Below are 12492 nucleotides of genomic sequence, written 5' to 3' on the forward strand. Positions count from 1 at the left end.
TCGAGCCCGGAGGCCCGCGGTTCGCCGCGCCGCGCGGCCCGTTCCAGCGCGCGGTTCATGGCGGTGACGGCGGGCGGGGACCAGCCGGTCACCAGGTCCGCCCGCAGGACGGGTACGGCGCCGGAGTCCTCGACCGTCCCCTGCCAGCGCAGCCCGTACCCGATGCTGCGCTGGACGAGATAGCCGAGCACACGGGCCACCTGGGGCCCGCCGTCGAAGGCGGCCCGTACCCCGGGATCGGTCTCCAGCAGCGAGTGCAGCAGATGGGCCGTGTCGATCTGCGTGTCACCGTCGCGGTGGGCCCGTCTGCGCGCGCCCGAGACGACCGACGCCAGCTCCACGGTGAGCCGGGCGTCCAGGTCGACGCCCGCACGGGTCGGTTCGGGTTGTCGGGGCACTCGCGGGGTAGGGCTCTGCACCCTCTCACCTCATCAGCCGGCCCCCGGGGAACACATCCCCGGCGGGGGCCATCTTGGCGTCCCACGGAGGGTGGGCGCATTGGTCCGGTTCCTCATCCTTACGAATGAGATCGGACCCTTCTGACCCCGACGGGGCGCGCCGCCTTGCGTCCCTCCTGCGGACGCGTCGACCCGGCGGTGTTCCGGCGGCTGCACGTGGGCGACCGCATCTGATCGCGTCCGACCACGAGGAGGGATCGCACGCGACGAGGCCCCGCGGTCACGACCGCGGGGCCTCGTCTCCGTACCACCGCTCTCCGTCAGTCCTCATCGGCGAGGATCAGGTAGAGCTTCTTGCGTGCTTCGTTGGTGACCGCGAGGGCCTTCTGCCGCTGCTCGGGCGTGCCGGTCTTCCAGACCTGCGCGAACGCCTCCATCAGGCCGAAGCCGGCCTGCCGGATCTCGTTGACCGTCTCCCAGTCGACGCCGCGCCCGGCCTCTTCCCACGGAGCGTCGGGACCTGTCTCGGCCTCCGCCTGTCCGCTCTCCGTGAGCGTGAACAGCTTCTTGCCGCCCTCGCTCCTGCTCGTGATGTGACCCTCGTCCTCCAGGAGCTGGAGCGTGGGATAGACCGAGCCGGGGCTGGGCCGCCAGGCCCCGCCGCTGCGCTCGCCGATCTCCTGGATCATCTCGTAACCGTGCATGGGCCGGTCCTTCAGCAGCGCCAGGATCGAGGCGCGTACGTCACCACGTCGCGCCCTGCCTCGGCCACCGCCGCCACCGCGCCCCCGGCCTCCGCCGAAGGGACCGCCCCCGAAGGGACCCCCACCGAACGGGGGACCGAAGGGCCCGAAGGCGGCGCGCCGCCCCTCGAAACCTCCCCGGCCCCGCTCGCCGGGCCCGCAGCGACCGGATCCCGGTCCGTGCTCGTGGCCGTGTTCATGTCCGTGTCCGTGTGCTTGTGAACGCATCTCTACGTTCCTCCTTCATCTATCGTTGATCTGTCGCGATACCCCAACGATATATCGGAAGCGTACGTTTGACAAACACCTTTTCCTTCCCCCACTCACCTGGTGCTTCGCCGATCGCCTACCGTCGGCGCATGCGGATCCGAATCGTCGACGCCTTCACCGACCGCCCCTTCGCGGGCAACCCCGCCGGGGTCCTGCTCCTGGACGCGGCGGACTTCCCCGACGACGGGTGGCTGCTACGGGTGGCGGCAGAGGTCAATCTGTCGGAGACGGCCTTCGCGCATCCCCTGCCCGCCGGCGGTGACGCGGGCTGGGCGCTGCGGTGGTTCACCCCGGTCACCGAGGTCGACCTGTGCGGTCACGCCACCCTGGCCACGGCTCATGTGCTGCACTCGACCGGCCGCGCGACCGGACCACTGCGCTTCGCCACGCGTTCGGGCGTCCTCGGCGCGACGGCCCATGAGGACGGGTCTCTGACGCTGGACTTCCCCACCTCGGCGCTGATCCCGGTGGCGGCCCCGGACGGCGTCGGCGCCGCGCTGGGCGCCGAGCCCCTGTCGGTGCACCGCACCTCGGAGCGGATCGGTGACCTGCTGGTGGAGCTGGCGGACGAGCGGACCGTACGCCGCCTCACCCCCGACCTCGGGCGGCTCGCCGCCTACTCGGGGCGCGGTGTGGTGGTCACGGCCGCCGCGGCGGACCCGGCGGGCGGCTACGACTTCGTCTCGCGCGGCTTCTTCCCCGCCGTGGGCATCGACGAGGACCCGGTGACGGGCAGCGCGCACACGGCGCTCGCCCCCTTCTGGTCGGCGAGGCTGAGGCGCGCCGAGCTGACGGGTCTCCAGGGAGGTGCCCGTACGGGAGTGGTCCGCACGTCCCTGCGCGGCGACCGTACGCTGCTCACCGGCCACGCGGTCACGGTCATCGACGGCGAGTTGCTCAGCGCCCCGTGAGCCCTCCAAGACGCGGAACAGACCCGGCCCTTACGCCGTCGGCAGCCACCCCACCTTGCCCGCCAGCAGCGCGTATCCGACGAACGCCCCGATGTCGAGCAGCGAGTGGGCCACCACCAGCGGCCCCACCCTCCCCCAGCGCCGGTAGAGGAGGACGAACACCACGCCCATCACCATGTTGCCGAGGAAGCCGCCGATGCCCTGGTACAGGTGGTACGAGCCACGCAGCACCGAACTCGCCACCAGCGCTGCCATCGGTGTCCACCCCAACTGCCCGAGACGCCGCAGCAGATACCCGACGACGATGACCTCCTCCAGGACGGAGTTCTGCACCGCCGAGAGGATCAGCACCGGGAACTTCCACCACACGCCGGGCAGCGACTCCGGCACCACGGTCAGGTTGAAGCCCGACGCCTGGACCGCGAGGTAGAACGCGAGCCCCGCGCTGCCGATCCCCGCCGCCACGAGCGTGCCGCGCCCCAGGTCGGGGCCGGGCCGGGTGCGGTCGAAGCCGATGGCCCGCAGTCCGCTGCCCTCCCTGAGCAGGAAGTGCGCGACGAGGGCGACCGGCACCAGCGCGGTCGTGATGCCGAACAGCTGCCAGGCGAGGTCGAGCCACGGCCGCCCCGGGGCCGCCGACGAGTTGAGCTGGGCCGCCTGATCCCTGAGGGCGCCCGGTTTTGTCACCGAACCAACAAAACTGATCAGCGCCGACACACCACTCGCGCCCAGCGAGAGCGCCAGGACGAGCACCGTCTCCGACCGGAGGATCCGCCGGGGGGCGTCCTCCTCGGGAAAGGAACCGGCCACCTGATCCACGTCCGCCCGCACACCTGCCTCCAGTTGAGTATTCCCGCCTCATGCCACGTGCCGTGCCGCTAGGGTCTCGAATGCAGGTACGAAGATCGCGCGCGACAGGCCGGGGGACGGTCGCCGTTCGGCGGCGAGGTACCCCCTCTTCTACACCCATCGAGCCGCGCGCTTCGAGCCCACCCCTGTTCACCCCTCACGAAGGAGGGCGCCACCGCCATGGGACGTCACAGCTTGCCCGACGAGAGGGCGGCGGGTCCGGCCAGGCCCCGCTCCCCCCGCCGTCGCAGCGTCGCGATCGCCACCGCGCTCGTCCTGACGGTGGCGGCGGGGGCCGCCGTCGCGGTGCAGAGCGGCGCGCTCTCCTTCGCCGAGGCCTGTGGGGACGTTCCGGTACGGCTGCGGATGGTGGCCTCGCCCGACATCGCGCCCGCGCTGCGGGCCATCGCCGACCGCGCCCGCGCGGACAAGGTGACCTCCGACGGGCGCTGTCTGGACATCCGGGTCGTCGCACGTGAGAACTACCGGGTCGCGAGCGCCCTCGCGCGTGGCTCCGAGTCCCCGGACTTCGAGATCTGGGTGCCGGACTCCGGCGTGTGGGTGGACCGGGCCGAGAGTGTCGGGGACGCCGCGTCGCTGACCCCGGCGGGCAACGTGGCCCTCTCCCCGGTCACACTGGCCGCCGTGCCCACGGCCGCCGCGTCCCTCGGCTGGCCCAGGAAGACGTACACCTGGGCGGGGCTGACCACGGCCGCGACCGAACAGGACCAGCGGCTCCTGGGCGCGGCCGACCCGGCGCGCAGCGCGACCGGTCTGCTGGCGCTCACCAGCATCGCGGGGTCGTCCCGCGACAGCGGCCCGGGCGGCGACACCAGGGCCGCCGCCACGGCGAAGCTCCTGTCGCAGCGCGTCTCCGACTCCGACCTCCAGGTGCTCAGGACGCTGGCCGAGGACGACTCGGGCGCGGAGAAGGGCAACCCCCGGCGCAACGCGGCGGTGCTGCTCTCCGAACAGGCCGCGTTCGTCCACAACTCCGGGAGCAACGGCGCCGCGAATCTCCAGCTCTTCTACCCCACCGACGGCGCGCCCGCGCTCGACTACCCGTACAACCTGGTCGACGAGTCCGAGCTGACCACCGACGAGAGCCGTGCCGCGATGCGGTTCATGGCCCTGCTCACCGACGACGCCTCGTACCGGACGCTGGAGGACCACGGCTTCCGGGCCGGGGCGGCGGACACCCCCGTGGAGAGCGCGCTGGTCCGTACGGCGGGCGGGCGCGCGCCCCAGCCGTACGACACGGACGACTCCAGGCCCCCGACGGCGGAGGAGGTCCGGCGGACGCTGGGCCTGTGGACCGTCACGGTGCAGAGTGCCCGGCTCACGACGGTCGTGGACGCGTCGGGCTCGATGGAGGCGCCGGTCCCCGGGCGCGGCGGCCAGAGCCGGATGGATGTCACCAAGGCGTCCCTGCTCCGGGCGCTGGCGCAGTTCACGCCCGAGGACGAGATCGGGCTGTGGAAGTTCGCCACCCGGCTGGACGGCGCCAAGGACTACCGCAAGGTGGAGGAGACGGCCCGGCTCGGGGACGCGGCCAAGGGCGGCCGTACGCACCGCGAGGAGCTGTCGGACGCCTTCTCCGCCCTCGAACCGGTTCCCGACGGCGACACGGGTCTGTACGACACGGCGCTGGCGGCCTACAAGGCGGCCCAGGCCTCGTACGTGAAGGGCAAGTTCAACGCCGTGGTCCTGCTCACGGACGGCACCAACAAGGACGACCGCGGCATTTCACGTGCCGCCCTGATCAGCCGGTTGCGTACGCTCGCCGACCCCACCCGTCCTGTCCCGCTGATCGGTATCGCGGTCGGCCCCGACGCGGACCGGGCGGCGGTGCACCAGATAGCCAGGGCCACCGGCGGGGCGGGCTACGAGGTGAGCGATCCGGGCGACATCCAGGCGGTGATCCTCCAGGCGATCATGGCGGTCGGCGAGGAGGAGCCGTAGGCCCTTCGCCGGCGCGCAGCCCGCTCGCCCGCGGCTCCGTCGTCACGCCCTCCGCCGGTCAGGCCGGGTCACCCGCCACCGGCGCGGACAGCCCGGCCGGCCAGGTGTGCACCGGCTCGCCCCGGTGCATCAGCTCGCTGTAGCGCCGGGTGGTGGCGGCCAGCGCGGCCTGCCGCCCCAGCCCCTCCTCCCGGGCCCGGTGGTAGGTGTCCACCTGCCACGAGGCGCCGTTCACCCGCAGCTTGCAGCGCTCCTCGATGACTCCGAGGTAGAGGTCGCGGTCCGCCGGCTCGACCTGCCACGCGTCGAGACCGGCCGCCGCGAGCGGCAGCAGTTCGTCCCGTACGAGCTTCACGACCGGCACGGTGGTGATACCGGTCCCCCGGCCCGGCCGGGGCCACCGCAGCTCCGCGTCGATGCCGTGCCGGCACGCGGTCTCGAAATTGGCGGCCGCCGTCTCGAACGGCAGCCGCTTCCACACCGGCCTCGTGTCGTCGGCGAGCGCGCGCACCAGTCCGTAATAGAAGGCGGCGTTGGCGATGACGTCGGTGACCGTCGGGCCGGCGGGCAGGACGCGGTTCTCCACCCGCAGATGCGGCACACCGTCCGCGACCTCGTACACCGGCCGGTTCCAGCGGTAGACCGTGCCGTTGTGGAGCGCCAGCTCCGACAGGTCGGGCACTCCCCCGTCGTCCAGCGTCCGCAGCGGGTCCTCGTCGTCGCAGATCGGCAACAGCGGCGGGAAGTAACGCAAATTCTCCGCGAACAGGTCATAGGCGGAATCGATCCACCGCTCGCCGAACCACGTCCGTGGCCGCACCCCTTGCGCGGCGAGTTCGGGCGGCCTGACATCCGTCGCCTGGAGGAACAGCGGCGGCCTGGATTCCCGCCACAACTCCCGGCCGAATAGGAACGGGGCATTGGCACCCAGTGCCACTTGAACGGACGCGATCGCCTGCGCGGCGTTCCACACCCCCGCGAATCGCTCGGGTGTGACCTGGAGATGCAGTTGTACGGAGGTGCAGGCGGCCTCCGGGGTGATGGAGGCGGACCGGCAGGTGAGACGCTCCACCCCCTCGATGTCCAGGGCGAAGTCCTCGCCCCTGGCCGCGACCATCTGGTCGTTGAGGAGCGTGTAGCGGCCGACGTCGGAGAGGTTCGCGGAGACCGTGTCGTCCTGGGTGAGGGTCGGCAGAATACCGATCATCACAATGCCCGCGTCGACCTCGTCCGCTTTGCGGTGGGCATATCCGAGGCCGGCCCGCAGTTCCTCGGCCAACTGATCGAGAACACGACCCTCCAGCCGGTGGGGAGCTATATTCACTTCCAGGTTGAACATACCGAGTTCGGTCTGGAAATCACCGCTCGCGATGCGTTCGAGCACCTCGGCATTCATCATCCGAGGCATCCCGTCCGATCCCGCGAGATTGAGCTCGATCTCCAGGCCCATCAGATTTTTGGGCCGGTCGAACCTCTTCTCCGCCAGGAGCCGCCCCAGTACCGCCAGGCACTGCTGCAACTTTCTGCGGTATTTCTGCCGATCGGACAGAGCGAACCCGTCCGCCTCGACCTTCTCCCCCATCGAAGCGTCCCTCCTCCAGTGGGCAGCCCCGGGCTCCGGCCGCTCGCGTCACGGTCGATAATGCCCAGACTCTGTGATCCGTAACGCCCTCTCACCCTCCGGGCAACGGGTAGAGTGAAGAGTGGAGGCACGCGGCACATTCCATTGGCATGAGTGGCGCGCGAGCTCAGCGAGATTGTCGACGGGATGTCATCTTCCCCGCGACCAGTTTCAGCCGTCCACCGGCAGCCAATCCGCCCAGGCCAGCCACCCGCGTTCCGCGTTTATCCAAGAAAAAGCGGCCGGAAGACGGACCTGATAGTGCCTTGCCCGCAATATTCGCGACAGCTAGAAGAAACATGGTGTGAACACGTGTCGTATAACATCCGTGTACGAGGCAGAGAGGCGCCGCCCGGCTCACGGCCCCAGGCCACCCTCTGACCACGCCACGCTGACACCGACGTCCGCACCCGCACCACCTCACGCACCACCCTGTCTCCTGAGTGAGAGGCAACCCACCATGCCGCTGCATGTCCCCCCGGCCCCCGCACCCGCCCTTCGCAGCGTTCTCGCGGCACTCGGTTCCCCCACCGCCGTCCGCGAGGCCCGCACACCCGCTCTGCGGTCCGTCCAGGGACCGCTGAGCCCCGAGTTCCCCCTTCCGCTCCACGTGCTGGACCAGGTCGCTCCGAAAGGTCGTGCGGTACCCCCGGCGGGTCGTACGCCACGGACGAGACTGGTCGGCTGGCGCTTCCTGATCCGCAACGGCGACCGCGCCGTGGCCGCGGCCGACACCACGCTGACCGCCGACGGCTGGGTGTTCTCGCGCTTCTTCGAGGGCCCCTACCTCGCCTCCACGGAACGTGCGCTGCGACAGGCCGAGACGCTGGGGACGGCCTACCAGCCCCGGCTCCTCTCGGTGCCCGAGCTCTACATGATCACGCTGTGGCTGCACAGCGACACGGAGGCGGACGGGTCCGAGGGTTCCCCCTCGCCCGCCGACATCCTGGTGCCGCTCGCACCCGCCCCGCCCGGCATCGCCGCGCACCGTCCGCACCGCGTCGCCGAGTTGCTGCCGATGATCGGGCTGAGACTGGCCCCGGCTCCGCTGCTCCGTACCCCCGCCTGACCTGCGCACCGCTCCCACGAAGCCTCGCGATCCCACCGGTCGCGGGGCTTCGTGCGTGCCGGTCCCGGGCCGCTCCCCCGTGGATCACCGGCGTCCGGCCGCGAACCCGCCCGCCCGGCGGACAAGTTGAACTGAACCGTCCGCCCGGGTGACGCGTCCTTGCACAGAAGGAAGTGCTGCCGTGAAATACCTGCGGATCGGCGTCCGTGGGGCAACACTGGGACCGGACCAACAGATACGGGGGGCGGCCATGACCACATCGAGCCGCAGGACACTCACCACGACGCAGCGAAAGAACCCAGCCATGTGCCAGCACCAGCCCGTGTGCCCGACCGCCGACTCCGCCGACCGGGACGCCGCCCGCCTGACGGCCCACCATCCGGAACAGGGCTGGAGCCTGCTGTGCAACGGCGTTCTGGTCTTCGAGGACACCGGCGAGCTGCTGCCCGACGGAAAGATCATCGCGCCGCACCGCCGCCGCGACGAGCAGACGGTGACGGCGGCCTGAGCCGCCGGTACGACCGGGGCCGGCCCGGAGACGTTCCTCCGCACCGGCCCCGACCTGGCAGTGCTGTCAGTGGTCGTACGCGTCCAGCGGCGGGCAGGAGCAGACCAGGTTGCGGTCGCCGTACGCGTCGTCGATACGACGGACCGGCGGCCAGTACTTGTCCGCTGCCGAGACACCGGCCGGGAAGACCGCCTCGGCACGGGTGTACGGGTGGTCCCACTCCCCGCCGAGCGCCGACGCCGTGTGCGGCGCGTTGCGCAGCGGGTTGTCGTCCGCGGGCCACTCGCCCGACGCGACCTTCTCGACCTCGGCGCGGATCGCGATCATCGCCTCGCAGAACCGGTCCAGTTCGCCCAGGTCCTCGCTCTCGGTCGGCTCGATCATCAGCGTGCCGGCCACGGGGAACGACATCGTCGGCGCGTGGAAGCCGTAGTCGATCAGCCGCTTGGCGATGTCGCTGACGCTGACGCCCGTCGCCTTCGACAGCGGGCGCAGGTCCACGATGCACTCGTGGGCGACCAGGCCGTTGGGGCCGGTGTAGAGCACCGGGTAGTGCGGCTCCAGGCGCTTGGCGATGTAGTTGGCCGCGAGCACCGCGACCTGCGTCGCGCGCTTGAGGCCCTCGCCGCCCATCAGCCGTACGTACGCCCAGGAGATCGGCAGTATGCCCGCCGAGCCCCAGGGGGCGGCGGAGATCGGACCCACACCCGTCCCGGGTCCGGCGGCCGGCTGGAGCGGGTGGTTGGGCAGGTACGGGGCGAGGTGGGACCGTACGCCGACGGGACCGACCCCGGGGCCGCCGCCGCCGTGCGGGATGCAGAACGTCTTGTGCAGGTTCAGGTGGGAGACGTCCGAGCCGAACTTGCCCGGCTTGGCCAGCCCCACCAGCGCGTTGAGGTTGGCGCCGTCGACGTAGACCTGGCCGCCCGCGTCGTGCACGGCAGCGCAGATGTCGCTGATGTGCTCCTCGAACACCCCGTGGGTGGAGGGGTAGGTGACCATCAGGACGGCCAGCTCGGCGCCGTGCCGCTCGATCTTGGCGCGCAGGTCCTCGACGTCGACGTCACCGTCCTCGCGCGTCTTGACGACGACGACCTTCATCCCGGCCATGACCGCGCTCGCGGCGTTCGTGCCGTGCGCGGAGGACGGGATGAGGCAGACGGTGCGCTGGGTGTCGCCGTTGGCGCGGTGGTAGGCCCGTACGGCGAGCAGTCCGGCCAGCTCGCCCTGGGAACCGGCGTTGGGCTGGAGGGACACCGCGTCGTACCCGGTGACCTCCGCGAGCCGCTCCTCCAGCTCCCTGATCAGCGTCAGGTAGCCCTCGGCCTGCTCGGCCGGGGCGAAGGGGTGCAGGGCCGCGAACTCGGGCCAGGTGACCGACTCCATCTCCGTGGTCGCGTTCAGCTTCATGGTGCAGGAGCCGAGCGGGATCATGCCGCGGTCCAGCGCGTAGTCACGGTCGGAGAGCTTGCGCAGGTAGCGCAGCATCGCCGTCTCGGAGCGGTGCTGGTGGAAGACGGGGTGGGTCAGGATGTCGTCGCTCCGCAGCAGCGTCGCGGGCAGCGCGTCCCCGGCGGTCGCGTCCAGCGCCTCGATGTCGGCGTCGACGCCGAACGCCGCCCACACGGCGGCCAGCTGGGCGCGCCCGGTGGTCTCGTCACAGGCGACGGAGACGTGGTCGGCGTCGGCCTGGTACAGATTGATGCCGTGTTCCCGGGCGGCGGCGGTGACCTCGGCGGCCCGGCCGGGGACCCGTACGGTCAGCGTGTCGAAGTACGCGCCGTGCACGACGTCCGCGCCGCCGGCGCGCAGTCCCTCGGCGAGCAGGGTCGCGTAGCGGTGGGTGCGCCGGGCGATGCCCCGGAGGCCGTCCGGACCGTGGTAGACCGCGTACATGCCGGCCATCACGGCGAGCAGGACCTGCGCGGTGCAGATGTTGCTGGTGGCCTTCTCGCGGCGGATGTGCTGCTCGCGGGTCTGGAGGGCCAGCCGGTACGCCTTGTCGCCGTCGGCGTCCACGGACACCCCGACGAGCCGGCCGGGCAGGGTGCGCGCGAACGTGTCGCGTACGGCCATGAATCCGGCGTGCGGTCCGCCGAAGCCCATCGGGACGCCGAAGCGCTGGGTGGTGCCGACGGCGATGTCCGCGCCCAGTTCACCGGGCGAGGTGAGGAGCGTCAGCGCGAGCAGGTCGGCGGCGACGGTGACGAGGGCGCCCAGCTCGTGCGCCCGCTCGACGACCGGCCTGATGTCCCGTACGGCCCCGGAGGCGCCGGGGTACTGGAGCAGCACGCCGAAGACACCGCGCTCGGCGACGTCGGCCGGGATGCCGTCGGTGAGGTCCGCGACGACGACCTCGACGCCGGTCGGTTCCGCGCGGGTCCTGATCACGGCGATCGTCTGGGGCAGGGTGTCGGCGTCGATCAGGAAGACACCGTCCTTGACCTTGCCGGCGCGGCGGGACAGCGCCATCGCCTCGGCGGCGGCCGTGCCCTCGTCCAGCAGGGAGGCACCGGAGGTCGGCAGCCCCGTCAGGTCGGCCACCATCGTCTGGAAGTTGAGGAGGGCTTCGAGCCGGCCCTGGGAGATCTCCGGCTGGTACGGCGTGTACGCGGTGTACCAGGCCGGGTTCTCCATGACGTTGCGCAGGATCACCGGCGGCGTGAACGTGCCGTAGTAGCCGAGGCCGATCATCGGGGCGAGGACCGTGTTGCGGTCGGCGAGGGCGCGCAGCTCCGCCAGCACCTCGGCCTCGGTACGGGCCCCGGGCAGCCGCAGCGCCTCCGCGCTCTTGATCACGTCGGGCACCGCGGCGGCGGTCAGCTCGTCCAGCGAGCCGTAGCCGACCTGCGCGAGCATCTTCGCCTGGGCCGCCACGTCGGGCCCGATGTGGCGCTGCTCGAAGGGGACGCCACGCTCCAGCTGGGAGAGCGGAATGCGGTGGTCGGTCATGTGGGAGGCCTCCTGGTCGTCACGACCTGCGAGGGGCACCAAGGCGCGGGTGCCCGGACGGCCTCCCCCTCTGTCATCTGACCTGAGAGCTTCACCGGGCGCCAGGAGGCCGCCCGGCTTTCACCGTCGGTGAGGGCGGACGCCGTCGGCACCTGCCCTGCTTTCCAGAGTGACCTCGTCCGTGCGGTACGGGGGCCTGAGAGATTCCGGGGAGGATTTGCTCCTTCGGCGCCTCCGGCGATCTCTCCGGAGGACTCTCCCGCACAGGGTCAGCAGCCGTGTGCCAGCCTACCAGCGAGGTCCCGCGCAGGGCTTTTCGAGTGGCCGACAGGCCGGATCTGCACTTTTCTTATGAGTGGAGCGACGGGTCTTCCCCGCTTGTGCGACCAGTTGGAGGGACCGTGGAGAACGACATCGATCCGCGCAGCCTGATCGGCCGCAAGGCGTTCGACCGCGACGGCCACAAGATCGGCACGGTGGACGAGGTGTATCTGGACGACGCCACGGGGGTGCCCGAGTGGGCGGCCGTCCGCACCGGGATCTTCAGCCGTGACGCGTTTGTCCCCCTCGCGCCCAGCACGCTGGAGGAGGAGACGCTCCGGATCCCCTTCGAGCGCTCGCTGATCAAGGACGCGCCCGACTTCGGCGTCGGCCGGCACCTCTCGCCCGAACAAGAACTCCAGCTCTACCGTCATTACGGCCTCGCCCTGCCGGAGCCCGGTCCGCCCGAGCGCCCCGCCTCGCTGTCCGACCGGGACGCCGAACGTGACTTCGGACGGGTCGCCGGCCAGGACGACTGATCCCGGTCCGGCGGCCCCGGCCCGCCCCGGGCGGGCTCCTCGCCGTCCTGGACCGGCCCGCCGGTCAGAGGGAGCGGGTCCGACAGCTCCAGCTCGGGATCGTCCACCCAGAAGGTCCGCACCCGCCCCGGCGGGGACCACGGCTCCTCGAACCGCACAGTGACCCGGCGCAGCCCGCTGCCCTGGACCCAGCCCGCGCCGAACACGGAGTGGCGCACGTCGTGCCCGGCCGGAAAGCGCCGCTCGGCGGGGAGGTCCGGGCTCTCCGCCGTCTCCTGGGCGGCCGGTACGCCCCCGGTGGGCGCCGCAGGCCCCTCCGCCGCCCCGACTGTCCGTGATGGGTCGGCCCGCTCCTCCCCGGGCTTCTCAGAGCCCTTCTCGGAGCCCTGCTCGGGCGCCACGGCGGACG

At 71.6% G+C, this 12492-nt stretch carries 11 protein-coding genes, 1 pseudogene and 1 riboswitch; of the genes and pseudogenes, 6 read left to right on the forward strand and 6 right to left on the reverse strand.

Going from position 1 to position 12492, the window contains the following annotated elements; genetic code table 11:
• Positions 1 to 419 (reverse strand): peptidase (locus GT042_RS00220; protein ID WP_345943619.1); only part of this gene is annotated, 419 nt, incomplete at its 3' end.
• 299 nt (positions 420 to 718) lie between these two features.
• On the reverse strand, positions 719 to 1369 hold the full coding sequence (locus GT042_RS00225) for a PadR family transcriptional regulator (protein WP_161306653.1): 651 nt from the start codon (positions 1367 to 1369) through the stop codon (positions 719 to 721).
• A 131-nt stretch (positions 1370 to 1500) separates the two neighbouring features.
• Between GT042_RS00225 and GT042_RS00230 the strand changes: the two genes are divergently transcribed.
• Positions 1501 to 2322: a PhzF family phenazine biosynthesis protein gene (locus GT042_RS00230; RefSeq protein WP_161306654.1), complete on the forward strand. Its 822-nt coding sequence runs from the start codon at positions 1501 to 1503 to the stop codon at positions 2320 to 2322.
• Positions 2323 to 2352: 30 nt separating this feature from the next.
• Here the strand turns inward: GT042_RS00230 and GT042_RS00235 are convergent, their stop codons facing one another.
• The gene (locus GT042_RS00235) at positions 2353 to 3132 is read right to left on the reverse strand and encodes a CPBP family intramembrane glutamic endopeptidase (protein WP_161306662.1); all 780 of its coding nucleotides are present in this window, start codon (positions 3130 to 3132) and stop codon (positions 2353 to 2355) included.
• Positions 3133 to 3351: 219 nt separating this feature from the next.
• Between GT042_RS00235 and GT042_RS00240 the strand changes: the two genes are divergently transcribed.
• On the forward strand, positions 3352 to 5133 hold the full coding sequence (locus tag GT042_RS00240; RefSeq protein ID WP_161306655.1) for a substrate-binding domain-containing protein: 1782 nt from the start codon (positions 3352 to 3354) through the stop codon (positions 5131 to 5133).
• A gap of 58 nt (positions 5134 to 5191) precedes the next feature.
• Here GT042_RS00240 and GT042_RS00245 read toward each other — a convergent pair whose 3' ends face one another.
• Entirely contained in the window at positions 5192 to 6715 is a 1524-nt protein-coding gene (locus tag GT042_RS00245; RefSeq protein ID WP_161306656.1) for a glutamate--cysteine ligase, read from the reverse strand.
• A 499-nt stretch (positions 6716 to 7214) separates the two neighbouring features.
• Here GT042_RS00245 and GT042_RS00250 point away from each other — a divergent pair, with 499 nt between their 5' ends.
• Both GT042_RS00250 and GT042_RS00255 read left to right on the forward strand, forming a co-directional pair.
• Positions 7215 to 7823, forward strand: a complete 609-nt coding sequence (locus tag GT042_RS00250; protein WP_161306657.1) for a hypothetical protein — start codon at positions 7215 to 7217, stop codon at positions 7821 to 7823.
• 304 nt (positions 7824 to 8127) lie between these two features.
• Positions 8128 to 8331 (forward strand): DUF5999 family protein, encoded by a 204-nt coding sequence (locus tag GT042_RS00255; protein ID WP_161306658.1) that lies wholly within the window; start codon positions 8128 to 8130, stop codon positions 8329 to 8331.
• Positions 8332 to 8397: 66 nt separating this feature from the next.
• On the opposite strand, the gene gcvP is transcribed toward GT042_RS00255, so the two are convergent.
• Positions 8398 to 11283 carry an aminomethyl-transferring glycine dehydrogenase gene (gene gcvP, locus GT042_RS00260; RefSeq protein WP_161306659.1) on the reverse strand — a complete coding sequence of 962 codons (2886 nt, stop codon included), beginning with the start codon at positions 11281 to 11283 and terminating at the stop codon, positions 8398 to 8400.
• A 174-nt stretch (positions 11284 to 11457) separates the two neighbouring features.
• Positions 11458 to 11555: riboswitch (glycine riboswitch) on the reverse strand.
• 129 nt (positions 11556 to 11684) lie between these two features.
• On the opposite strand from gcvP, the gene GT042_RS00265 reads away from it, so the two are divergent.
• Positions 11685 to 12083, forward strand: a complete 399-nt coding sequence (locus GT042_RS00265) for a PRC-barrel domain-containing protein (protein WP_161306660.1) — start codon at positions 11685 to 11687, stop codon at positions 12081 to 12083.
• Here GT042_RS00265 and GT042_RS38560 read toward each other — a convergent pair.
• A pseudogene (locus GT042_RS38560) lies at positions 11978 to 12334 on the reverse strand (DNA polymerase IV); the annotation flags it as partial. The gene GT042_RS00265 and the pseudogene GT042_RS38560 sit on opposite strands and share 106 nt — an antisense overlap.
• Between GT042_RS38560 and GT042_RS38565 the strand changes: the two are divergent.
• The coding region (locus GT042_RS38565; RefSeq protein ID WP_237530347.1) for a hypothetical protein at positions 12243 to 12492 on the forward strand (250 nt) is incomplete at its 3' end. The pseudogene GT042_RS38560 and the gene GT042_RS38565 sit on opposite strands and share 92 nt — an antisense overlap.

The organism is Streptomyces sp. SID3212, from assembly GCF_009865405.1.
GTDB lineage: Bacteria > Actinomycetota > Actinomycetes > Streptomycetales > Streptomycetaceae > Streptomyces.